General features: G+C 53.2%; 20 protein-coding genes. 7 read left to right on the top strand and 13 right to left on the bottom strand.

What is annotated here, in order from left to right; translation table 11 throughout:
* The first annotated feature begins 40 nt into the window (after positions 1-40).
* From GC087_RS11305 to pdeR, 4 genes are all read left to right on the top strand, one after another.
* On the top strand, positions 41-1,972 hold the full coding sequence (locus tag GC087_RS11305; RefSeq protein WP_058708093.1) for an exoribonuclease II: 1,932 nt from the start codon (positions 41-43) through the stop codon (positions 1,970-1,972).
* A 182-nt stretch (positions 1,973-2,154) separates the two neighbouring features.
* Positions 2,155-4,221, top strand: a complete 2,067-nt coding sequence (locus tag GC087_RS11300) for a carbon starvation CstA family protein (RefSeq protein ID WP_033741806.1) — start codon at positions 2,155-2,157, stop codon at positions 4,219-4,221.
* Entirely contained in the window at positions 4,214-4,504 is a 291-nt protein-coding gene (locus tag GC087_RS11295) for a YbdD/YjiX family protein (RefSeq protein ID WP_039340200.1), read from the top strand. The genes GC087_RS11300 and GC087_RS11295 overlap by 8 nt, the downstream gene beginning before the upstream one ends.
* A 156-nt stretch (positions 4,505-4,660) precedes the next feature.
* Positions 4,661-6,646, top strand: a complete 1,986-nt coding sequence (gene pdeR / locus GC087_RS11290; protein ID WP_058708092.1) for a cyclic di-GMP phosphodiesterase — start codon at positions 4,661-4,663, stop codon at positions 6,644-6,646.
* A 12-nt stretch (positions 6,647-6,658) separates the two neighbouring features.
* On the opposite strand, the gene GC087_RS11285 is transcribed toward pdeR, so the two are convergent.
* On the bottom strand, positions 6,659-7,525 hold the full coding sequence (locus GC087_RS11285; protein ID WP_033741810.1) for a crotonase/enoyl-CoA hydratase family protein: 867 nt from the start codon (positions 7,523-7,525) through the stop codon (positions 6,659-6,661).
* Between the two features lie 269 nt (positions 7,526-7,794).
* The gene (gene araD, locus GC087_RS11280; RefSeq protein ID WP_006119322.1) at positions 7,795-8,493 is read right to left on the bottom strand and encodes an L-ribulose-5-phosphate 4-epimerase; all 699 of its coding nucleotides are present in this window, start codon (positions 8,491-8,493) and stop codon (positions 7,795-7,797) included.
* A gap of 344 nt (positions 8,494-8,837) precedes the next feature.
* Here araD and osmB point away from each other — a divergent pair, with 344 nt between their 5' ends.
* Positions 8,838-9,053: an osmotically-inducible lipoprotein OsmB gene (gene osmB / locus GC087_RS11275; RefSeq protein ID WP_006119323.1), complete on the top strand. Its 216-nt coding sequence runs from the start codon at positions 8,838-8,840 to the stop codon at positions 9,051-9,053.
* A gap of 80 nt (positions 9,054-9,133) precedes the next feature.
* Here the strand turns inward: osmB and yciH are convergent, their stop codons facing one another.
* The 5 genes from yciH to pgpB all read right to left on the bottom strand — a co-directional run bounded on the left by yciH (position 9,134) and on the right by pgpB (position 12,754).
* Positions 9,134-9,457, bottom strand: coding sequence for a stress response translation initiation inhibitor YciH (gene yciH / locus GC087_RS11270; protein ID WP_006119324.1), 324 nt, complete (start codon positions 9,455-9,457; stop codon positions 9,134-9,136).
* The gene (gene pyrF / locus GC087_RS11265; RefSeq protein ID WP_058708089.1) at positions 9,454-10,167 is read right to left on the bottom strand and encodes an orotidine-5'-phosphate decarboxylase; all 714 of its coding nucleotides are present in this window, start codon (positions 10,165-10,167) and stop codon (positions 9,454-9,456) included. Before pyrF ends, yciH begins: the two co-directional genes overlap by 4 nt.
* Before the next feature lie 206 nt (positions 10,168-10,373).
* Positions 10,374-11,543: a lipopolysaccharide assembly protein LapB gene (lapB, locus tag GC087_RS11260; RefSeq protein ID WP_006119326.1), complete on the bottom strand. Its 1,170-nt coding sequence runs from the start codon at positions 11,541-11,543 to the stop codon at positions 10,374-10,376.
* A gap of 6 nt (positions 11,544-11,549) precedes the next feature.
* Positions 11,550-11,861, bottom strand: a complete 312-nt coding sequence (locus tag GC087_RS11255) for a LapA family protein (RefSeq protein ID WP_033741817.1) — start codon at positions 11,859-11,861, stop codon at positions 11,550-11,552.
* A gap of 128 nt (positions 11,862-11,989) precedes the next feature.
* Entirely contained in the window at positions 11,990-12,754 is a 765-nt protein-coding gene (gene pgpB, locus GC087_RS11250) for a phosphatidylglycerophosphatase B (protein WP_033741819.1), read from the bottom strand.
* Between the two features lie 228 nt (positions 12,755-12,982).
* Here pgpB and ribA point away from each other — a divergent pair, with 228 nt between their 5' ends.
* Positions 12,983-13,576: a GTP cyclohydrolase II gene (ribA, locus tag GC087_RS11245; protein WP_006119329.1), complete on the top strand. Its 594-nt coding sequence runs from the start codon at positions 12,983-12,985 to the stop codon at positions 13,574-13,576.
* 33 nt (positions 13,577-13,609) lie between these two features.
* Here ribA and acnA read toward each other — a convergent pair whose 3' ends face one another.
* The 5 genes from acnA to topA all read right to left on the bottom strand — a co-directional run bounded on the left by acnA (position 13,610) and on the right by topA (position 21,292).
* On the bottom strand, positions 13,610-16,291 hold the full coding sequence (gene acnA, locus GC087_RS11240) for an aconitate hydratase AcnA (protein WP_324028399.1): 2,682 nt from the start codon (positions 16,289-16,291) through the stop codon (positions 13,610-13,612).
* A 402-nt stretch (positions 16,292-16,693) separates the two neighbouring features.
* Entirely contained in the window at positions 16,694-16,873 is a 180-nt protein-coding gene (locus GC087_RS11235; protein WP_033741823.1) for a YciX family protein, read from the bottom strand.
* Positions 16,874-16,876: 3 nt separating this feature from the next.
* A complete protein-coding gene (locus GC087_RS11230; RefSeq protein WP_006119333.1) occupies positions 16,877-17,035 on the bottom strand; it encodes a YmiA family putative membrane protein in 159 nt (52 codons plus the stop codon).
* Positions 17,036-17,530: 495 nt separating this feature from the next.
* Entirely contained in the window at positions 17,531-18,505 is a 975-nt protein-coding gene (gene cysB / locus GC087_RS11225; protein ID WP_033741825.1) for an HTH-type transcriptional regulator CysB, read from the bottom strand.
* A 189-nt stretch (positions 18,506-18,694) separates the two neighbouring features.
* The gene (gene topA / locus GC087_RS11220) at positions 18,695-21,292 is read right to left on the bottom strand and encodes a type I DNA topoisomerase (protein ID WP_006119337.1); all 2,598 of its coding nucleotides are present in this window, start codon (positions 21,290-21,292) and stop codon (positions 18,695-18,697) included.
* A 371-nt stretch (positions 21,293-21,663) separates the two neighbouring features.
* Between topA and GC087_RS11215 the strand changes: the two genes are divergently transcribed.
* The gene (locus tag GC087_RS11215; RefSeq protein ID WP_033741829.1) at positions 21,664-21,912 is read left to right on the top strand and encodes a DUF2498 family protein; all 249 of its coding nucleotides are present in this window, start codon (positions 21,664-21,666) and stop codon (positions 21,910-21,912) included.
* Between the two features lie 28 nt (positions 21,913-21,940).
* On the opposite strand, the gene sohB is transcribed toward GC087_RS11215, so the two are convergent.
* Entirely contained in the window at positions 21,941-22,987 is a 1,047-nt protein-coding gene (gene sohB, locus GC087_RS11210; protein ID WP_205950396.1) for a protease SohB, read from the bottom strand.
* Positions 22,988-23,106: the final 119 nt, after the last annotated feature.

The following is a 23,106-nucleotide window of genomic DNA, read 5'->3' as shown; positions in this document are numbered from 1 at the left end:
AAAACTGTCAGCCGCTATTAGGCCACGAAACGTAAAAATCATGTTCCAGGATAATCCGCTGCTTGCGCAGCTTAAAGAGAAGCTCCATTCACAAACGCCGCGTGCAGAAGGCGTTGTAAAAGGCACCGAAAAGGGATTCGGCTTTCTGGAAGTCGATGCACAAAAAAGTTATTTCATCCCGCCCCCGCAGATGAAGAAAGTGATGCACGGCGACCGTATTATTGCCGTCATCCACACCGATAAAGATCGTGAAAGCGCAGAGCCAGAAACGCTGGTCGAGCCTTTCCTGAGCCGTTTTGTAGGCCGTGTGCAGAAAAAAGACGATCGTCTTTCTATCGTGCCCGATCATCCCCTGCTGAAAGAGGCCATTCAGTGCCGTCCGGTACGTGGGCTGACCCACGATTTCCAACAGGGCGACTGGGCCGTCGCGGAAATGCGACGTCATCCGTTAAAGGGTGACCGCGGCTTTTATGCCGAACTGACCGAATTTATTGTCAGCGCAGACGACCACCTTGCGCCGTGGTGGGTGACACTGTCACGTCACAATCTGGAGCGCCAGGCCCCTGAAATGGGTTTTGGCGAGATGCTGGACGAAAACCTGCAGCGTGAAGACCTGACCGCGCTGGATTTCGTGACCATCGACAGCGCCAGCACAGAAGATATGGACGATGCGCTCTACGTTGAGGCGCTGGAAGACAATGCCCTGCGCCTGACGGTCGCCATTGCCGATCCGACCGCCTACGTGGCTGAAGGCAGCGAGCTGGATAAGCTGGCCGCGCAACGTGCGTTCACCAACTACCTGCCGGGCTTTAATATTCCGATGCTGCCGCGTGAGCTTTCCGATGATGTCTGCTCCCTGCGCCCTGATGTGCGTCGCCCGGTACTGGCCTGTCGCGTCACCGTGGCGCAGGACGGCAGCCTGTCTGATGTGCACTTCTTCGCGGCCTGGATCGAATCGAAAGCCAAACTGGTTTACGACGAGGTTTCTGACTGGCTGGAAAACAGCGGCGAGTGGCAGCCGCAGAATGACGCGATTGCGAATCAGATCCGCCTGCTGCATCAATTGTGCCTGTCTCGCGGCGAATGGCGCCAGGCCCATGCGCTGGTGTTTAAAGATCGCCCGGATTACCGCTTCCTGTTGGGCGAGAAAGGCGAAGTGCTGGATATCGTCGCTGAACCGCGTCGCATTGCCAACCGAATCGTTGAAGAAGCCATGATTCTGGCCAACATCTGTGCGGCCGAGGTGCTGCGCGATAAGCTGGGCTTTGGGATCTATAACGTCCATGCAGGCTTCGATACTGCCAACGCCGAGCAGGCCGCCGCCGTGCTGGCGATACATGGGATTACGGCAGATCCTTCAGCGATTACCACGCTGGACGGTTTCCGTGTGCTGCGCCGGGAGCTGGATGCCCAGCCGACCCAGTTCCTGGACAGCCGTATTCGTCGCTTCCAGACGTATGCGGAAATCACCACCGAACCTGGCCCGCACTTCGGTCTGGGCCTGGAAGCCTATGCGACCTGGACCTCACCGATTCGCAAATTTGGCGACATGATCAACCATCGCCTGCTGAAAGCCATCGTGCGTGGTGAGTCGATCGCCCGGCCCGATGACGCTGTCACGGTCACCATGAGCGAGCGCCGCCGTCTTAACCGCATGGCCGAGCGTGACGTGGGCGACTGGCTTTATGCCCGTTACCTGTCACCTTTTGCGGCGACAGATCGTAAATTCAGCGCGGAAATTATCGATATTTCCCGTGGTGGCATGCGCGTGCGTTTGCTGGAGAATGGCGCAGTGGCGTTTATCCCTGCTCCGTTCCTGCACTCCGTTCGTGACGAACTGGTGTGCAGCCAGGAAAGCGGCACAGTGCAGATCAAAGGTGAAGTGGTTTACCGCGTGACCGATGTGATCGACGTGACCATCGCCGAAGTGCGTATGGAAACCCGCAGCGTCGTCGCTCGCCCCGCAGCCTGAGTATTATCCAGCGGGACAGGATAGCCTGTCCCGCTCATTCCTGACGTACCGCTTCCGCACACGCTAAATTTGCACTGCGCTTCACAGTTCTCTCCTTATTAACTTTCACTTACATTCCATTACATTAACGTTAGCTCGTTGTATTCGATCGCCTTCCATTCGGTCTCTACAAGGAGTGAGTTATGAAGAACGTCAAAACCGGCGTGATATGGTTAGCGGTGGCGTTAACTGGCGCGGGCGCGTTCGCGATGCTGGCGCTTAATCGCGGCGAACACGTCAACGCAGTCTGGCTGGTGGTTGCCGCAGTCGCCTGTTACAGCATTGCCTATCGTTTTTACAGCCTCTTTATCGCCCGCAACATTTTCGAACTCGACGATCGTCGCCTGACGCCTGCTGAACGTCTCAGCGACGGTCTGGACTACGTCCCCACCAACAAATGGGTGCTGTTTGGTCACCATTTTGCCGCTATCGCCGGTGCGGGCCCGTTGGTCGGTCCGATTCTGGCCGCGCAGATGGGCTTTTTACCTGGCACGATCTGGATTCTGGTCGGCGTGATGCTGGCCGGTGCGGTTCAGGATTTCCTGGTGCTGTTTATCTCGACCCGACGCGATGGCCGTTCACTGGGCGAAATGGCCCGTCAGGAGCTGGGGGCCTTCGCTGGCGTCATCACTATGCTGGGTGCGCTGGGCGTGATGATTATTATCCTTTCCGCGCTGGCGCTGGTGGTGGTGAAGGCACTGGCGAACAGCCCCTGGGGCCTGTTTACCATTGCCGCAACGATCCCTATCGCGCTGTTTATGGGCATCTACATGCGCTTTCTGCGCCCCGGTAAAATTGCTGAAGTCTCACTGATTGGTTTTGTGCTGATGATGGCGGCCATTATTTACGGTGGCGATGTTGCACAACATCCCTACTGGGGGCCGTTCTTTACCCTGAAAGGCACGTCACTGACCTGGGTGCTGGTCATTTATGGTTTTATCGCATCGGTATTACCGGTGTGGCTGCTGTTAGCACCGAGGGACTACCTCTCGACCTTTCTGAAAATTGGCGTCATCGTTGGTCTGGCTGTAGGTATTGTGTTCGCCATGCCAGAGATGAAGATGCCCGCCGTGACCCGCTTCATTGACGGCACCGGCCCGGTCTTCTCAGGGGCTCTGTTCCCGTTCCTGTTTATCACTATTGCCTGCGGGGCGATTTCCGGCTTTCATGCGCTGGTTTCCAGCGGAACCACCCCAAAACTCGTGGAGCGGGAAAGCCACATTCGCTTTATTGGCTACGGCGCGATGTTGATGGAGTCGTTTGTCGCCATAATGGCGCTGATTTGCGCCTCAGTGCTGGATCCCGGCGTGTATTTTGCGATGAATGCCCCGGCGGCGCTGATTGGCACCACCGTTGAAAATGCCGCCCAGGTGATCAACGGCTGGGGCTTTGTCGTTACACCGGAGATGTTAAGTGGAATTGCACGGGATGTAGGGGAAGCCTCCATTCTGTCCCGTGCTGGCGGCGCCCCGACGTTCGCCGTCGGTATGGCCCATATCATTACCGAGGTGGTTAACAGTCGCGCCATGATGGCCTTCTGGTATCACTTTGCCATTCTGTTTGAAGCCCTGTTTATTCTCACTGCCGTCGATGCCGGTACGCGTGCCTGTCGGTTTATGGTGCAGGACCTGGTGGGCACCGTGGTGCCGTCGATGGCCAATAACCGCTCCTGGCTGGGTAACCTTGCGGGTACAACCGTTGCGGTGGCAGGCTGGGGATTCTTTGTGTATCAGGGCGTGATTGATCCGCTGGGCGGCATTAATACGCTGTGGCCATTGTTTGGCATCGGTAACCAGATGCTGGCCTCCATGGCGCTGATTCTGGGCACCGTGGTGCTGTTTAAAATGAAGAAGCAGCGTTATGCATGGGTGACCATTCTGCCAACGATCTGGCTGTTTATTACCTCAATGACCGCGGGATGGCAGAAGATTTTCCACGAAAAACCGTCCATCGGCTTTCTGGCGCAGGCCAATAAATTCCGTAAAGGTCTGGATGAAGGCGTGATTATCGCACCGGCGAAAACCGTCGCCGATATGCACACCATCGTTTTCAGTAACCAGATTAACGCGGCCCTGTGCGGGTTCTTTATGCTGGTCGCCGTCACCATGCTCATTGCGGCTTTTTTTGTGATTCGTCGTGCCCTGCGCAGTGAGGTACCTACCACGCATGAGTCCGCGACCACGTTGCGGAAGGAGATTCGCCATGTCTGACAGCATTCATCGTGTAACACGGCCAACAGGGACGTGGCAAATTGTGCGCTGCGAATTACGCTATGCTCCCGTCCGCCCTGGCTTTCGCTGGCGGGCATTCTGGCAGGGGCTACAGCAAAGCTTTCGTCTGATGGTGGGCGTTCAGGACTACCAAAAATACCTGCAGCACATGCGGCAGCATCATCCAGACCTGCCGCCGATGAGCGAGCGTGACTTTCATCGTTATTGTCTGGACGCCCGCTTTCCCAGTCAGGCTGGAAAACTGGGTAAATGTCCGTGCTGAACCGCCTGCCGGCCCCGCTTCGGCGGGGTTTTTTGTTCCTGTTTTTTCTGGAAAGTAAAATAAATACACTTTCATCTTGTGCTGACATCAGTAGATGAATACTGTTGCTAAAATAATGAGATAACGTCAGCTATGGACTTCCCGGAGGGAGTGATCATGACCGATGAACAAGGGCAATCATTGTTGTATACCTTGTTTGGTACAACCAGCCCTCATTGGCGGTTAAGCGCGGACAGCGATGCGCTGCTTTTTGCCTTAGATGAATCATCGAATACGAGTGTTGCTGTGCCGCTGACGCCTGGCCAGTGCAGTTTACTGCGAGCTATGCCAGTGATTACTTCCAGTATCAACCTGACGTTAACAATCCATGGTGAGCAGGTGGCCATGCATTTTGTCGGACGGCGCATCAATCAGTCTGTCTGGGCCGGTACCGCATCCGCCTGGGGCGATACATCGGCGGTCGCACGCGATCTGACGCTGGGGCTGTCCTTTGCGGAACAGGTAGTTTCAGAGGCCAATTCCGTTATCGTCATTCTTGACCAGCGGGGCAATATTCAGCGCTTTAACCGACTCAGCGAAGAGTACACCGGCCTGTATGAGCAGGATGTGATTGGCCGGAATGTTTTTCAGCTGTTTATGACCAAGCAGGAGGCGGCAGCGTCACGTCGCAACATTGCGGGCTTCTTCCGTGATGGTAACTCTTATGAAGTCGAACGCTGGATCAAAACGATGAAGGGACAGCGACTCTTTCTGTTTCGTAATAAGTTTGTTCACAGCGGCAGCGGAAAAAATGAAATTTTCCTCATCTGTTCCGGAACGGATATTACCGAAGAACGTCGCGCTCAGGAGCGACTGCGTGTCATGGCCAATACGGATGGTATTACCGGCCTGCCCAACCGTCACGCGATACATCAGCAAATCAGTCAGGCGCTGGAGCGGGCGGAAGGCAGTGAAACCGGTGTGGTCTATCTGGACCTGGATAATTTCAAAAAAGTGAATGACGCTTATGGCCATATGTTTGGCGATCAACTGCTGCAGGCGGTGTCGCTGGCTATTCTGAGTTGTCTGAGTAAGAACCAGACGCTGGGACGCCTTGGCGGTGATGAGTTTGTGGTGCTGGCCGAACAGACCAGCCAGGCGGCGCTGGAAGCGATGGCGACGCGCATTCTGGATCGGTTACGTCAGCCCTTCCGCATTGGCCTTATCGAAGTTTACAGCGGCTGCTCCATCGGCATTGCCATCGCGCCGCTGCACGGGGAAGATCGTGAATGCCTGATCCGCAATGCCGATACGGCGATGTATCACGCCAAAGAGAACAATCGCGGTAAATATTGCGTTTTTGCTGAAGAGATGAACCGGCGGGTATTTGAATATCTGTGGCTTGATACCAATCTTCGCAAAGCGCTGGAGCAGGACCATTTACTGGTGCACTACCAACCCAAAGTGGACACGGACGGAAAAGTACGCAGTGCCGAAGCGTTGGTGCGCTGGCATTCACCCGAGCGCGGACTGGTCTCGCCTGCTGACTTTATTCCCTATGCTGAAGATTCAGGACTGATTGTGCCGCTGGGGCGCTGGGTGATGCTCAATGTGTTGAAACAGATTATCGCGTGGCGCCAGCAGGATATTTATCTGCGCGTGGCCGTCAACGTCTCCGCGCGCCAGTTAATGGATCAGTCGATCTACAGCGATCTGAAGCAGGCGCTGACTGACGCCGGTTTAACGGAAAGCCCGATCGATATCGAACTCACGGAGAGCTGTCTGATTGAGAACGAAGCGGAAGCGCTGAAGTTAATGCACAAGTTCCAGGAGCTGGGTGCCCAGGTCCATCTGGATGATTTTGGTACCGGTTATTCCTCGTTATCACAGCTGGCACGAGTGCCTATTAACGCCATTAAGCTGGATCAAAGTTTTATCCGCAATGTGAATAAACGCCCTGTCTCCCAGTCGCTGGTGCGCGCGATTGTTGCGGTTGCCAAGGCGCTGGATTTACAGGTTATTGCCGAAGGCATAGAAACCGCCGATGAAGAGGCCTTCGTGCTGAAGAATGGCGTCGATGGTCGACAAGGCTATTTCTACGCAAAACCAATGCCCGCCGAACAGTTTGGGCATTGGCTGGCTCAGCATCCTGCCCGCAAGTAAACGCTTAAGTCCCTAACCCGCTTTACGCAGTGATGCGGTGTGGCGGTTTTGTAACTGGACTAAACGCTCCATATAGGCGATATCTTTTGCTTCAAGCGAAAAGGCGTAATCGACCCAGTCTTCCGTGATGTCCATTAACTCGGCGCGGGAAAGCTGCAATACGCGCTGGCGCGCCTTCAGCATAGCGCGCACTCCATTGAGTTTGGGCCGCAAGGTATCAATGAACGTCCGGGTGGCACGGTAGCTGTCGCCTGGCTGAAACACTTTGTCAACCAGTCCCCGCGTTTCGTACCACTCTGCGCTGTGGGATTCGCCTTCGATGATCAGCTCCTCCGCCAGCTTCATGCCCGAACGCCGGGCGACTAATGAATAGCCGCCCATACCCGGAAACAGGTTAAACGCAATCTCCGGAAAACCCATACGGGCGTTGTTTTGCGCCAGGATAAAGTGATGCGCCAGCGCTGCCTCAAAACCGCCGCCCAGTGCACTGCCCTCAATCATTGCCAGCGTCACGGCTCCGGTGTCAAAGCCACGCGCGGCAGAATGAATGCAGTCAACACAGGCGCGCGCATAGGCACGCAACGCTTCCCGGCGATTATTACGGATACACTCCACAAAGAAGCGCAAATCACCACCAGCATTAAACATTTGTGGCACTAACGAGCCGGTGACCCAGAAGTCGATGGGCAAGCCAGAACGCTGGGCCGCGTAACTGAGATTCATGATTTCTTCAATCAGTTCATGATTAAAGCTGGGGCGCGGTTGGGCGCGTAACATCATCCACATGGTACGTCTCCCTTCTTCGTAATAAGCCACTAACTGCGTGGTTTGTCCGGCTTCGGAAAACAGTCTGCATGTGGGTTGGTTAATCACGGTCATTGTCTCATCCTCTGTTATTTTGATGCGCTAATTGCGCCACATCAGCCTAATCCAGAGTGAGGCCAGACCAAATGAGAGATTGATTTACAAGATAAATTCCAGAGTGATCCCTGATGCACGACATTTTATTGATTAGTATGATTTCTTGATAGCACGCAACTCGCTGGCAGAACAGCGCCAACCGATAACGGGCACTGAAGAGACTTTCACGCCACGTAAGCCGTGCGTAACGTGCAAATCAGGACGCAGACCAGGCTGCGCCCTCAACCTTATTTCTGGCCGTACCAGGCATTTTCACCATGCTTGCGCAAGTAATGCAGATCGAGCAGGGTTTGCTGGATGGGGGGAAGACCGGCCGTCAGCTGCTGACTGAACAATCCCATATACGCCACCTCTTCCAGCACCACCGCGCTGTGCACCGCCGCATGGGCATCTTTGCCCCACGCGAAGGGGCCATGTGAATTCACCAGCACGGCGGGAATCGCAGTGGGAGAAAGCCCACGCTGCGCAAAGGTTTCAATAATCACTTCACCCGTATTCCACTCGTATTGCTGTTGAATCTCCTCGTCACGCATGGCGCGGGTACAGGGAATTTCACCGTAGAAGTCGTCCGCGTGTGTGGTTCCCCAGGCCGGAATGGCACGACCGGCCTGCGCCCAGATGGTGGCGTGGCGTGAGTGCGTATGGACAATTCCACCTACTTCGGGCCAGGCCAGATAAAGCGCCCGGTGCGTAGCCGTGTCAGAGGAAGGACGTTTTGTGCCTTCGATAACCTCTCCGCTCGCCAGATCCACCACTACCATGTCATCCACTTTCATTACATCGTAACTGACGCCGGAAGGCTTAATCACCAGCAAACCCTGCTCACGATCGAGGGCGCTGACATTGCCCCAGGTGAAGGTAACAAGGTTATGTTTAGGAAGATCGAGATTGGCTTCCAGAACCTGTTGTTTCAGATGTTCCAGCATTTTTTTCTCCTGCTGAATAAGGTCTTAACATTTTGCGGAGCAGGCAGAAAAAACGTTATGGAGCAAATGGCTAAAAAGCAGCGGAAAATAGCTGTGAATGGAAAATTGTGCTGAGAATTAAGAATTATCCCTCTTCGGAAAACCTTCAAAATGAATAGAATTCTGTCAGGCGTCGGGCAGGTCCACCTGCTACTGGTGCTTTTCAGCCGCTACAAACAGATCGTCCATGGTGTCCGCGTTTTTATACTAAAAGGATGCGGTAATAATGCGGCACAAGCGGCCTGAAAAAATTTCAAAGCTATACTTAGTGTGTTGCCTCTGCAAACACAATAAAGGAGAAGTTTATGACAATTACAATGAAAAAATTGACCGTTGCGGTTTTAGCGACCACCCTGGTTGTGGCGTTAAGCGGCTGTTCTAACTGGTCTAAGCGTGACCGCAATACTGCGATTGGTGCAGGTGCGGGTGCCATTGGTGGTTCAGTACTGACCAACGGCAGCGCGCTGGGTACAGTCGGCGGTGCCGCAGTAGGTGGGATTATCGGTCATCAGATTCACTAAGAACCGCAATTAAAACAATTAACGGCTACGCAGCGCATCTACACCATAAGCCGGGCTACACAAGTCGCCCGGTTTTTTATTTAACCGCCCGCCAGTTTGACTTTCATACCTTTGGCTTCCAGCAGGCTTTTAAGTAAATCACGTTTGTCGCCCTGAATTTCAATTACACCGTCTTTCACCGATCCGCCACAACCGCATTTCTTTTTTAGCTCGGCAGCCAGCAGATTCAGTGCACCGTCATCCATGTCCACGCCAGTTATCAGGCAAACGCCCTTGCCTTTCCGGCCGCTGGTCTGGCGCTGGATACGAACAATGCCGTCCCCTTTAGGACGTTCCACTTTCTGTTCGGGTTGCACAATGCGGCCTGAATCTGTGGAATATACAAGTGGGTTGTCACGACTCATTTTACCGCCTCCAGATCATTGATTATGGCTTTCAGCGTCGCCGCCGGGTTAGCAGACTGTGTAACCGGGCGGCCAATGACCATATAATCCACCCCGGCGAGCTTCGCCTGCTGCGGCGTCATTACGCGACGCTGATCGCCGGCGTCGCTGCCGGCCGGGCGGATGCCTGGCGTGACCAGCGTGAAGTCCCTGCCAATGACCTGTTTAAATCGAGTGGCTTCGTGGGCGGAACAAACCACACCATCCAGGCCACATTCGTGGGTCAGCTTTGCCAGGCGCTCGGCCTGCTCTGCCGGAGAAAGCGTGATACCCAGACCCAGCAAGTCATCTGCATTCATACTGGTCAGGACGGTGACGGCAATCAGTAACGGCGCTTGCTGCCCAAAAGGCACTAACGCTTCACGGGCGGCGTTCATCATACGCGCACCGCCGCTGGCGTGCACATTCACCATCCAGACACCAAGATCGGCGGCGGCGGCGACAGCATGGGCCGTTGTATTGGGGATATCATGGAATTTCAGGTCGAGGAAGATTTCAAAGCCGCGTTGTTGCAGCGTTTTGACCAACTGAGGGCCAAATAATGTGAACATTTCTTTGCCCACTTTCAGGCGACAGCTACCTGGCTCTATCTGATCAACAAAATGCAGCGCGCTGTTTAAATCGTGGTAATCAAGCGCCACTAACACGGGTGAAGTCGGGGATAAGGCCATGCTATTTCCTCTGCGGTAGGCACCTGCTGGCGCGTTAGACAAACGGCACGCATTCTACCTGCCCGCATTTCCCATCACAATCCCTGTTATCCTGCGAGGCGATATTCGCACGGTGCTGATGCAGGCTGGTGAAGAGGCTCTTTATAGTATGTTGTAACTAAATTAGTCACCAGAAAGACAGGCAACAGTGCGCATCGCGTGCGCAGTTATTGCCCGTCGAGTCCCCGAATCGGTTTGACCGATGACCAGGTGCGGCAGGAAGGACAATGCCAGTAAAGCGCATGGGCAGTAAAGCCACATTTCTGGCAACGGTAGCGCGGCTTGGTCCGGATTTGTTCGCCGACCAGGTCGCGCAGGACCATCAGACTCTCTTTGGCGCGACCGTCTTCCGCCTCATGCAGGTGAAACTCCATCAGGCGATGAAACACGCGCATATTGGGATGACGCTGTAACTGATGATTAATGTAATTTTGTGCGGCTTCCGCGCCCTGCTCTTGCTCCAGAATCGCGGAAAGATAAAGTTCTGCGGCGGCGCCGGTATTTTCTTCCACGCAGCGTTTGAGAAAGGCAGCCCAGGCGTCGGGCTGATTAAGTCGCTGAAAACAGGTCTCCAGCATCGGCAGCGTTTCACTGACCAGTTCTTTGTCCTGATCCAGTACACGTTGCAGATGCTCAACCGCTTTGCCGTACTCCCCTTTCTCCATCAGAATGCGTCCCATCATAATGGAGACTCGCGCGCTCTGGCGATCTGCCGCCTCGCCCTTTTTCAACAGCGTCATTGCGCGGTCAAGATCGTCGCTGCTCATCGCCTGCAAAGCCAGTTCACAGTAGAAATGCGCGATCTCGCCCTTCTGCTTGTCTTTGCCTAATTTCACCAGGCGCTCAGCGACCTCAATCGCCTGAAGCCAGTCGCTGGTCGCCTGATGAATAAGCAATAACTGCTGCAGGGCACCAATGCGGAAATCCGTTTCATCGGTGAGCTGTTTAAACATGTCTTCCGCGCGGTCATAAAGCCCCGCGGCCATGTAATCGCGCCCCAGTTGCTGGATGGCTAATAAACGCTGCTCATAGCTCAGAGAGGCACTTTCCATTAACGACTGATGGATTCGAATCGCACGGTCGACTTCACCGCGGGAGCGGAACAGATTTCCCAGCGTAAGATGCGCCTCAACGGTGCCGCTGTCTTCCTTCAGCATATCAAGGAACAGATCGACCGCTTTATCCTGTTGGTTGGACAGCAGAAAGTTAACGCCGGCCACGTATTCGCGTGACAAGCGGTTGGATTCCTGTTGCTTGTCCTGCTGCGCACTACGGCGTCCCATGTACCAGCCATAGGCCGCCGCAACAGGCAGTAACAGAAACAGCAGTTCTAACATGGAATCTTATTCCTGCACGGTTGGCGGCAACGGTTTACCACCTGTGCCAGGCGCATTCTGATCAACCTGAGCCTGCAGACGTTTAATTTTACGTTGGGCGTTCGCCAGCGAGACGCGAACACGCAGCCAGAACAGCCCACAAATGACCCAGCCCAGCAGGAAGCCCACGCCGAACAACGTTGCCAGTAAAGTGGAGATACGGAAATCGCCCTGCGCCAGCAGATAGTTAAAGGTGATAACCTGGTCGTTGTGTGCGCCAAGGGTCACAGAAATGATAAAAATGACCAAAACCACTAAAAAAATCAGCAAATATTTCACAGTGCATCCTGTTGTGAGGTTGTCGAATCAAAGTATGCCAAAATTACGGCAGAAATACTGCTCCTTGCAGCATCAGGCGAAGCACTTTTGCGCGGTTCAGTCGCAAGATATGAGGCTGAACGGCGCAATTACAATCCCTGGTCGCGTTCTGCCACTTCCTTTTGCTCGTCGGGGGGCAACGTCAGCGGTCCACAAAAGCGCTGGGCAAGCCAGGTGGCGATGACCACCAAAAACCAGGACAGCACGGTGGCAACGGCAAGATCGCGCGGCCAGTGCATACCCAGTAACAAGCGGCTTCCCATAACGCCCACCGCCCAAACGCCGACCAGCACTATCGTTTTATAATGCCGGCGCGGCCATAGCAGGCCAATGACCAGTAATGCCCAGCTCGCCGCGAACAAGGTATGACCTGACGGGAAGGCGAACCCTGTTTCAAACGCCCAGTGCTTTTTTAGCCAGACCGGAATATGCGATTCATCCGCAATCAGTGCGGTAACGCGTTCACCACGCTGGGTGCGGTTTAACTGATAGAAGGTTTTGTCATCCAGACCGTGCGTTTTCTCCAGCCATACCACATAAGGTCGGGGTTCCTGCACCCGCTCTTTAATGAATGATTTGGTATACTGGCCCGCCAGAATTGTGACATTCATGATCAGCAACAGCAGCAATGCCGGTTTAAGCCGAAAGCGAAGACACCATAATACCCAGGCACTTAATACCAGGCTGGTCAGTATGCCCCATGGCCGGGTCACCGTTTCTGTCATCCAGAACAGGACTCTCAGAAACGTGTTACTTTCCTCGGGTTGCCATTGCCAGCCGGACAGCCACACGGCTAATGGCATCATCAGCAGTAACACCATCCCTGCTGTGGTACGTTGCAAAATTTTAACCATCCCTTTTCCTTTTTACTGATGAAAAGCCGTCATACCGGTAAAACTTTAGCTTAAAAAAGAATAACATAACCTTTACGGATTAGATAATCGTGCTTTATCACAACAATCGTTTACACAGATTAACAGCCGACCTCGCGGTTGTGGCACAATATTGCACGTTTGTCGGGCCACATCGGCCTGTGCACTATCATGATGATAGTGCATCCTCTGATGGTTCTGGAGAGTCACATGCAGCTTAAACGGGTGGCAGAAGCCAAACTGCCAACGCCATGGGGAGATTTCCTGATGGTAGGTTTTGAAGAACTGGCAACCGGTCACGACCACGTTGCTCTGGTCTTTGGCGATATCAATGATAACGAACCGGTCCTGGCGCGCGTTCATTCGGAATGTCTTACCGGTGATGCGCTGTTCAGCCTGCGTTGCGATTGCGGCTTTCAACTTGAAGCTGCGCTGAATGCCATTGCCGAAGAAGGACGTGGTGTATTGCTTTATCACCGCCAGGAAGGCCGCAATATCGGTCTGCTGAATAAAATTCGCGCTTACGCTTTGCAGGACAAAGGGTATGACACGGTTGAAGCTAACCATCAGCTCGGTTTTGCCGCTGATGAACGTGACTTCACGCTCTGCGCAGATATGTTTAAGCTCCTTGGGGTGAACGAGGTTCGCCTGCTTACAAATAATCCGCGCAAGGTTGAAATCCTGAGCGAAGCCGGTATTAACATCGTTGAACGTGTGCCGTTGGTGGTGGGACGGAATCCCAAAAATGCGCACTATCTCGATACCAAAGCCGAAAAAATGGGCCATCTGTTGCCGAAGCAGTGAATAAAAAAGCCGGGTTTCCCCGGCTTTTTCGTATCAGTTGAGCATATTTCGAATCACATAATGCAGAATACCGTCGTTGCGGTAATAGGTCAGCTCATTACCGGTATCAATGCGACAGCGGGTATCCAGCTTCTCTTTGCTGCCATCGGCACGCGTGATTGTCACTGGCACGGTGCAGCCCGGCGTGAGTTGTGACAGGTTCTCAACGTCAACCGACTCATCCCCTTTCAGTCCTAATGTTTTACGCGTTACGCCCTGCGGGAATTCCAGCGGTAAGATCCCCATACCGATCAGGTTAGAGCGGTGGATACGTTCGAACGATTCGGCGATCACCACGCGAACGCCCTGCAGACGCGGTCCCTTCGCTGCCCAGTCACGACTCGAACCTGACCCGTACTCTTTACCGGCAATGACGGCCAGCGGCACGCCTTCGGCCTGATATTTCATCGCGGCATCGTAAATGGCCAGTTGTTCACCACTCGGATAATGTTTGGTATAGCCACCCTCAACGCCCGGCACCATTTCATTGCGAATACGAATGTTGGCAAAGGTTCCGCGCATCATGACTTCGTGGTTACCACGACGCGAGCCATAGGAGTTGAAGTCATTGCGCTCGACACCATGCGCCAACAGATAGCGCCCTGCCGGGCTTTCTGCTTTGATGCTACCTGCCGGTGAAATATGGTCTGTTGTGACCGAATCCCCCAGAATAGCCAGCAAACGCGCGCCACGAATGTCTTCGACCGGTTTGGGCGTTTTTTCCATGTCATCAAAGAACGGTGACAGACGGATATAGGTTGATCCTTCGTCCCAGTCATAGGTCGCGGCTTCGCTGACTTTGATGGCCTGCCATTCGGGCGTACCGTCAAAGACTTCCGCATACTCTTTGTGGTACATATCGCTGGTAACCTGCTGTACCGCTGTCGCGATTTCTTCAGGCGAAGGCCAGATATCTTTCAAAAAGACCGGCTTGCCATCCCGATCCTGTCCGAGCGGATCAGTTTGCAGGTTGATCTTCATATTCCCCGCGAGCGCATAGGCCACCACCAGCGGCGGTGAAGCCAGCCAGTTGGTTTTAATCAGCGGATGAATACGGCCTTCGAAATTACGGTTACCCGACAGCACGGCCCCCACAGTGAGGTCGCCCTCTTTAATCGCCGATTCGATCGCATCCGGCAGCGGGCCGGAGTTACCGATACAGGTTGTACAGCCATAGCCGACCAGATTAAAGCCCAGTTTATCGAGGAACGGCGTCAGTTGTGCGACGGCCAGATAGTCGGAAACCACTTTAGAGCCCGGAGCAAGAGATGCCTTGACCCACGGCTGGCGTTTCAGGCCCCGCTCTACCGCCTTTTTCGCCAGTAAACCTGCGGCCATCAGGACACTTGGGTTTGAGGTGTTTGTACACGAGGTAATCGCCGCAATGGCCACCGCGCCGTTGGTCAGGGTATGGGAAAGTCCGGTATCGCTGTCCGTGTAGGTGACTTCTTTATGAGGTTTCTGCGCGTGGTTGACTTCCAGTTCATTGCTGGCGTCGAACGCCGCCGGGACATCGCCCAGGGACACGCGATCCTGTGGGCGTTTTGGTCCGGCCAGACTTGATTCAACATCATTCATGTCCAGCGCAAGACTGCTGGTGAAGACAGGTTCATCGCCCGCATTACGCCACATTCCCTGGCGTTTAGCATAATGTTCTACCAGCGCAACCTGTTCGGCATCGCGTCCGGTTAAGGTCATATAGCTCAGTGTCACTTCATCGACAGGGAAGAAACCGCAGGTGGCGCCGTATTCCGGTGCCATATTGGCGATGGTTGCGCGATCCGCCAGCGGCAGATCGGCCAGGCCATCACCATAGAATTCCACAAATTTGCCCACCACGCCGTGCTTACGCAACATTTGCGTCACCGTTAGCACCAGATCGGTCGCGGTAATGCCCGGCCGCAGTTTGCCAGTGAGTTTGAAGCCCACGACATCCGGGATCAGCATAGACACCGGTTGCCCCAGCATCGCCGCTTCGGCTTCAATCCCGCCGACGCCCCATCCCAGCACGCCAAGCGCATTGATCATCGTGGTATGAGAATCCGTCCCGACTAAGGTGTCCGGCCAGGCATAGGTTTCGCCGTTTATCTGCTGCTGCCAGATTGCTTTCCCCAGGTATTCAAGGTTTACCTGGTGACAGATCCCGGTCCCCGGTGGCACCACCCGGAACTGGTCAAAGGCTTTCTGGCCCCAGCGCAGGAAGACGTAACGCTCATGGTTGCGTTCCATCTCAAGCCGCACGTTCTCTTCAAAGGCATCGTCGTCGCCAAAATGGTCAACGGTGACGGAGTGGTCAATGACCAGATCGACCGGGGTCAGTGGGTTGACTTTATTCACGTCTCCGCCCAGTCGGTTCACCGCTTCACGCATCGCGGCTAAATCAACAACGGCGGGTACGCCGGTGAAATCCTGCATTAAAACACGGGCCGGGCGGTAAGCAATTTCCCTGTCGGCGTGGCCGGTTTTTTGCCAGTCAACCAGCGCCTGGATATCTTCCTCAGTGACTGAGTCGCCATCCTGCCAGCGCAACAGGTTTTCTAACAGCACTTTGAGGGATTTAGGCAACCGATCAATGTTACCGAGATGTTGTGAAGCGCGAGGTAGACTGAAGATGTGATAGTTGTGATTATCTACCTGCAGTGTTTCCTGACTCTGCTCGCGTAGGGATGACGACATAGCTCCTCCTTTATAATACATGGTCTTTAAACCTCAGAGACAACAAGGTTTAGTATAAAGATAGACCACTTTTTTGTTAACGTTTTGATTACAACACAGATTGCTACAATCGGACGCAAACAAAAATGCCCCGCAATGTTGCGAGGCATTATTGAGAAAGAGACACGTTTAAATTATAGCGCTGCCCAGAGCGCTGCCATCCACACGGTAAATGAGAACGCATAAGCACTAAACCAGGTCATTTTAATCATATTCATAGCAATACTCCTGCGTAGAAAGGGCAATAAAAGCCGTACTCGCATCCTGATAAGGGATGACATCATTTATGCAACGTGTGAAGAGCGCTTAATTAAGTAAGTCAGAAAGACAGAAGAAATGTCGAAAGAAAAACGCGATGTAAAATTATTTTGTTTTCGGGTCCAGAAAGGACTCGATGAAATTACGCTGATGCTCGTTCAGATCCCAACTTTCGGGGATAGTCACTTTTTCCGCCTTTGCAACCGGCTCTTTCGCTTTATAGCCAGAGAGACGATGCTGACGAGTCGTCATGGTGTGCTTATGGCAGAGTGCGTTTGCCCACATGGCTTAACCCCAGATGCGCCAAATCATTAATGCTACAACCACCCAGAACAGCGCTGAGGCAGCGAACACAGTTAACCAGGCATTGCGACGAGTGTTACCTGTACGCTTAACCTTGGTGCTTTTAGCCGGGAAGCCCGGATCAACAGTCAGTCTCGTAGCCATAGTTTTTGATAATCACTCTCAATAAAACGATTGATAACATCGATTAAGATTTAGGAGGAATCCTAAACCCGTTAAGGCCAAAAATCCAGTCATTTTTATTGCACAAAACGATTAACGCAATTTATCAAAACTGTAAAATTACTTAAGTAACGATTAATGACTTATTACCCATACTATTAAAATCCGCCTGACAAAAATTTGAGTTAATTTAACTTCAGATCCAGTCATTACTAAAGACCGTGTTAACTAACCCCTAAATAAAAGCTTCTCCATCAAGCGTTAACTGGAGTATGGGAATAATCCTGGCAGCCCGCAAAGAAATCGCGTCAAAAATGTGTCGTATTTCGCATTTAAGATACAGCAAGCTTTAAACATGTGATCGACGTTACATTTACAAAAAGATAATGAAACTTCTCAATATAAACATGGCGCTAACATTCTTGCATAAAAAAGGCTGCACTAAGCAGCCTGAGAATACGCGACGACAGATAACCGTTACTTAAACGGCAGCTTGATATCTTTAAACATGGCCTCAATGTCCTCGTTGGAACGCAACGCTACAGCCGTATCCACGACATCGCGCGTCAGATGAGGAGCGAAGCGCTGGATGAAGTCATACATATAACTGCGCAGGAAGGTGCTGCGGCGGAAACCAATCTTCGTCGTACTGTTGGTGAAGATTTCAGAGGCTTCAATTCTGACGAGGTCAGGATCAGCAACGGGATCCACCGCCATACTCGCAATCACCCCTACGCCCAGCCCCAGGCGAACATACGTTTTAATGACGTCGGCATCCGTTGCGGTAAAGACGATACGTGGCGTCAACCCCGCGCGCATAAAGGCGGTATCCAGCTCGGAGCGTCCGGTGAAGCCGAAGGTATAGGTTACCAGCGGAAAATCGGCCAGCTCCTCTATCGTCACCTGCCCTTTTCCCGCCAGCGGATGGTCTGGCGTGACCACGATAGCGCGGTTCCAGTGATAGCACGGTAGCATAATGAGATCGTCGTAGAGGTGGAGCGCTTCCGTGGCAATTGCAAAGTCTGCGTTGCCTTTAGAAACCGCCTCGGCAATCTGCGTTGGTGAACCCTGATGCATATGCAGCGAGACACGTGGATAACGTTCGATAAAGCCCTTAATCACGCCGGGCAGCGCATAGCGCGCCTGAGTGTGCGTAGTGGCAACATATAACGAGCCTTTATCCGGCCAGGTATGTTCACCTGCGACAGATTTAATGGCATCCACTTTGGAAAGCACTTCGCGCGCGATGCGAATGATTTCTTCACCGGCGGGCGTAACCTGCGTCAGGTGCTTACCGCTGCGGGCGAAAATCTGCACCCCAAGCTCATCCTCCAGCATACGGACCTGCTTACTGATGCCCGGCTGCGAGGTGTAAAGCCCTTCTGCTGTCGATGAAACATTCAGGTTGTGGTTCACGACTTCTACGATATAGCGCAACTGCTGTAATTTCATATCTGTTGTTATCCTGGTCGGTTACAGAGTCGCATCCCCGGGTGGCGTACTGTCGCCCAGGCGGGTGAAAGGTGCTGAGCAGAAAGAAGGGATCGGAAATGCTATAACCACTATAGCATTTTAAGTATCAATGTAGAACGGAATGATATAAGGCGGGGAAAAAAGGCCAGCAATGCTGGCCTTACAGGGTTACTTTTTCGCTTCCTGCCACTTGCCGTCAATGTAAAACGCTGACCAGCCTGTCGCTTTGCCGTCTTTTTCAGACGCCACATACTGCTGTTTCGTTTTACGGCTAAAGCGCACCAGCGTCTTGTTGCCTTCCGGATCGGTTGCTGGCGCTTCGGCCAGATATTTCAACTTCTCAGGTAAACGGTCGTGGAAACGCTGCAGCTCTTCCACCAACGGTGCGCGGGTTTCACGCGATTTGGGGAAGGTATTGGCGGCCAGGAACACACCGGCAGCACCGTCACGCAACACAAAATACGCATCCGATTTTTCACACGGCAGTTCGGGCAGCGGCACGGGATCTTCTTTCGGCGGGGCGACATCGCCATTACGCAAAATCTTACGGGTGTTCTTACAGTCATCATTGGTACAGGCCATGTACTTACCGAAACGCCCCATTTTCAGGTGCATTTCAGAACCACATTTTTCGCACTCGACGACCGGACCATCGTAGCCCTTGATACGAAACTCCCCTTCTTCGATTTCATAACCATCGCACTCAGGGTTGTTACCGCAAACGTGCAGCTTGCGTCCGTTATCAATCAGATAGCTGTCCATCGCTGTGCCACATTTCTGGCAACGACGACGGGCACGCAGCGCGTTGGTTTCGGCATCGTCCCCTTCCAGAATATTCAGAACTTCATTTTCCGGAATCAGGTTGATGGTTTGCTTGCAACGCTCTTTCGGCGGTAACGCATAGCCTGAACACCCCAGGAAAACACCGGTGCTGGCTGTCCGAATCCCCATTTTACGGCCGCAGGTTGGGCAGTCGATGGAGGTCAGGACCATCTGATTCGGCTGCATTCCGCCTTCTTCCGGATCTTTCTCAGCCTGTTCCAGCTGCTGGCTGAAATCGGAGAAGAAGCGATCCAGAACCGCCTTCCACTCCGCCTGATTGTTGGCGACCTGGTCGAGGCTGTTTTCCATGTGAGCGGTAAAGTCGTAATTCATCAGCTCGCGGAAGTTCTCTTCCAGACGATCGGTGACAATTTCACCCATTTTTTCAGCGTAAAAGCGGCGGTTTTCCACCCTGACGTAGCCACGATCCTGGATAGTGGAAATGATGGCCGCATAGGTCGAAGGACGGCCGATACCGCGTTTTTCCAGCTCACGGACCAGTGAAGCTTCACTAAAGCGGGCCGGTGGCTTGGTAAAGTGCTGGCTGGGTAACAGGTCCTGCAGGCTCAGCTCATCGCCAACGTTAACAGGCGGTAAAGTACGATCCTCATCATTCTTACGCAGCGCAGGCATGACTTTGGTCCAGCCGTCAAAGCGCAGCGTACGCCCTTTGGCCTTCAGTTTGTAATCCCCTGCCGTGACTGTCAGCGTGGTCGAATCGTACTGTGCCGGTGTCATCTGACAGGCGACAAACTGACGCCAGATAAGCTGATACAGTTTCTGCGCATCCGCTTCCATATCTTTGAGCTGCTCGGCCAGCACTTCCACATCTGATGGACGGATGGCTTCATGCGCTTCCTGCGAATTCTCTTTGCTGGCGAAGGTATTCGCCGCATCGGGCAGGTACTTTTTACCAAAATGGCCTTCAATGTAGCCGCGCACCATCGAAACCGCATCCTGGCTCAGGTTCGTGGAATCGGTACGCATATAGGTGATATGGCCCGCTTCATACAGGCGCTGCGCCATCATCATGGTCTTTTTCACGCCAAAGCCCAGCCGGGTACTCGCCGCCTGCTGCAACGTGGAGGTAATAAACGGCGCGCCGGGTTTGCTGCTGGTTGGCTTGTCTTCACGGTCCGTGACCGCAAAGCGCGCTTTTTCCAGCAGAGCCAGCGCGGCGTGCGTCTGGTCGTGATTGACCGGACGGAACGGTTTATCGCCCGCATGAGTGACGTCCATCGTCAGCTCATCGCCCTTCGGCGTGGTCAGGTTAGCGCTCAGTTCCCAGTACTCTTCGGGCACAAAAGCTTTGATTTCACGCTCACGCTCAACCACTAACCGGACAGCAACAGACTGCACGCGACCGGCAGACAGGCCTCGCGCGATTTTTTTCCATAATAACGGGGATACCATGTACCCCACGACACGGTCCATAAAGCGGCGTGCCTGCTGTGCATTGACGCGGTCAATGTTGAGTTCGCCCGGCGTTTCAAACGCCTGGCGAATCGCATTTTTGGTGATCTCATTGAACACCACGCGGCTAAAGCGCTTATCGTCACCCCCGATCACTTCCCGCAGGTGCCACGCAATGGCTTCCCCTTCGCGGTCAAGGTCGGTTGCGAGATAGATATGGTCGGCGTTCTCGGCTAAAGCTTTGAGTTCCGCTACCACTTTCTCTTTATTGGGCAGGATTTGATAATCCGCTTCCCAGCCGTGATAGGGATCAACGCCCATACGACTGACCAGTGCGGCTTTCTCATCCTTCTTAACTTTTTTGGCTTTCTTATCTGTCGGGGTTTCAGCACTTTTTTTGGCGGTTGAACCACTGGTCGGCAGATCCCGGATATGGCCCACGCTGGATTTCACCACGTAGCCACTGCCGAGGTATTTATTGATTGTTTTAGCCTTTGCCGGGGACTCAACAATAACGAGTGCTTTACCCATATTTACCTTTACCTAATGAATACATCCTGCTCAACGGGAGAGGATTGGACGCCCTGAAAACCCATCGGGTTCAATATTGCTACGCCTGTTTGGTATTTCAAGACGTGGGGCTCAATCTCTGGTCAGTCGATTCTTTACAGTGCAACTTTATGATAAAAATCGCTTTTTCTGCCTGACTTAATCGCACTTCCCGGTGCAATATCCCTGGAATCTGAAACGCCCACACTGTACCTGATAAAATCTGTTACGCAACTTAATTAGCATCTGGTGTGAGGAAAGCCCTTTTTTTACCCCTGCCCACGATTTGTCGAACAGTGCAGTACGCAAGTAATATAGAAAGAATTATCAGACTGTCAAAAAGGCACAGACATATGCAGAATCTGACTGAGGGAGTGTCGTCCCAGGCACTGTTAGATATCGCTAACGCGATGCTCAGGGAACATGATGATTTTATCGCCGGTATTGAAGCTACTGCCGTCAGCCAGCAGGGCGATGTGCTGGTGTTTAAAGGGCCGTACTTTTTGGACGCGGAAGGCCTGCCGACCGCAAAAACCACGGCGGTGTTCAACCTGTTCAAACACCTGGCCGTTCTGCTGTCACCCCGTTATCACCTGGTATAAAAAACCCGGCCTGAGCCGGGTCGATGCATCACAAAAACCGTTTGTCGCTGCGCTGCCACCATTTGAGCATAATGCGCTCAAGCACCTGCCCTGCGCTTTGCGTCAGGCGATCGATTTTTGAACGACGTCGTACATACGTCACGCCCAGTACCGTGAATTTCGCCATATTCGCGATAATGAGATCGTCACTGGTCGAAATACGATCGATCAGGCCCAGTCCAAGCGCCTGCCGGCCATACCAGTGCTCGCCGGTTGCCACCCGGTCAATGTCGAGGGAAGGACGCATTTCATGAACAAACTGTTTAAACAACAGGTGGGTTTCGTTCAAATCCTGCTGGAATTTTTCACGTCCTTCTTCGGTGTTTTCACCAAACAGCGTCAGCGTACGTTTGTACTGACCCGCCGTGTGTAACTCAACGTCAATGTCATTACGTTTCAACAGACGGTTGAAGTTAGGGATTTGCGCGACAACCCCGATGGAACCGATGACGGCAAAAGGCGCGGCCACGATGGTATTGGCCACACAGGCCATCATATAGCCGCCGCTCGCCGCCACTTTGTCCACGGCCGCTGTCAGCTTCAACCCGGCATCACGCAGGCGCTGCAATTGTGACGCCGCCAGGCCATAACCGTGAACCATGCCGCCCGGGCTTTCCAGACGCAGTAATACTTCATCGCCCGGCTGGGCAACCGCCAGAATGGCTGAAATTTCTTCGCGTAGCGATTTCACTTCACTGGCATCGATGCTGCCATTGAAATTAAGCACGTACAACGTGGGTTTAACGGTGTCGACATTGCCCTGCTTCGCGTCGCGCTTCTCTGCTTTCGCCTTCTGTTTTTCGGCCTTTTTATGGTTTTTTAACCACAGTTTTTGCGCCTGCGGTTTCATTTTCTCAAGCTGCAACGCCTCTTTCATCTTGTTGTAATCGTCATCTAACCGCGTTAATCGCAGTTGTCCGCCCGGGTGACGTTTACGCTGAGCGGCATGTACAACAATCATGACGATGGCAGCAATGGCAACGACCACCGTCACCGCTTTTGCTAAAAACAATCCATAACTCAAAAGAAGATCCATCGTGTCGCCTTATTAAACAGAGGATTACTGACAAACGCCTAGTTTAACGGGTTTATGCTACTGCGTCGCCTGAAATGCCAGCATCTGGCACAGATTGTCCCTATTGCTAATTGCGTCGT

Source organism: Pantoea sp. JZ2 (genome assembly GCF_035191405.1).
In the GTDB taxonomy this organism is placed as follows: Bacteria; Pseudomonadota; Gammaproteobacteria; order Enterobacterales; family Enterobacteriaceae; genus Pantoea; species Pantoea stewartii.
The sequence above is the reverse complement of the archived record's forward strand: the minus strand, read 5'-3'. Positions and strand labels throughout refer to the sequence as shown.

Coding starts and splice junctions, on each gene's coding strand:
- GC087_RS11305 (WP_058708093.1), top strand. CDS start 41: ATGTTCCAGGATAATCCGCTGCTTGCGCAGCTTAAAGAGAAGCTCCAT.
- GC087_RS11300 (WP_033741806.1), top strand. CDS start 2,155: ATGAAGAACGTCAAAACCGGCGTGATATGGTTAGCGGTGGCGTTAACT.
- GC087_RS11295 (WP_039340200.1), top strand. CDS start 4,214: ATGTCTGACAGCATTCATCGTGTAACACGGCCAACAGGGACGTGGCAA.
- pdeR (WP_058708092.1), top strand. CDS start 4,661: ATGACCGATGAACAAGGGCAATCATTGTTGTATACCTTGTTTGGTACA.
- GC087_RS11285 (WP_033741810.1), bottom strand. CDS start 7,525: ATGACCGTGATTAACCAACCCACATGCAGACTGTTTTCCGAAGCCGGA.
- araD (WP_006119322.1), bottom strand. CDS start 8,493: ATGCTGGAACATCTGAAACAACAGGTTCTGGAAGCCAATCTCGATCTT.
- osmB (WP_006119323.1), top strand. CDS start 8,838: ATGACAATTACAATGAAAAAATTGACCGTTGCGGTTTTAGCGACCACC.
- yciH (WP_006119324.1), bottom strand. CDS start 9,457: ATGAGTCGTGACAACCCACTTGTATATTCCACAGATTCAGGCCGCATT.
- pyrF (WP_058708089.1), bottom strand. CDS start 10,167: ATGGCCTTATCCCCGACTTCACCCGTGTTAGTGGCGCTTGATTACCAC.
- lapB (WP_006119326.1), bottom strand. CDS start 11,543: ATGTTAGAACTGCTGTTTCTGTTACTGCCTGTTGCGGCGGCCTATGGC.
- pgpB (WP_033741819.1), bottom strand. CDS start 12,754: ATGGTTAAAATTTTGCAACGTACCACAGCAGGGATGGTGTTACTGCTG.
- ribA (WP_006119329.1), top strand. CDS start 12,983: ATGCAGCTTAAACGGGTGGCAGAAGCCAAACTGCCAACGCCATGGGGA.
- acnA (WP_324028399.1), bottom strand. CDS start 16,291: ATGTCGTCATCCCTACGCGAGCAGAGTCAGGAAACACTGCAGGTAGAT.
- GC087_RS11235 (WP_033741823.1), bottom strand. CDS start 16,873: ATGTGGGCAAACGCACTCTGCCATAAGCACACCATGACGACTCGTCAG.
- GC087_RS11230 (WP_006119333.1), bottom strand. CDS start 17,035: ATGGCTACGAGACTGACTGTTGATCCGGGCTTCCCGGCTAAAAGCACC.
- cysB (WP_033741825.1), bottom strand. CDS start 18,505: ATGAAATTACAGCAGTTGCGCTATATCGTAGAAGTCGTGAACCACAAC.
- topA (WP_006119337.1), bottom strand. CDS start 21,292: ATGGGTAAAGCACTCGTTATTGTTGAGTCCCCGGCAAAGGCTAAAACA.
- GC087_RS11215 (WP_033741829.1), top strand. CDS start 21,664: ATGCAGAATCTGACTGAGGGAGTGTCGTCCCAGGCACTGTTAGATATC.
- sohB (WP_205950396.1), bottom strand. CDS start 22,987: ATGGATCTTCTTTTGAGTTATGGATTGTTTTTAGCAAAAGCGGTGACG.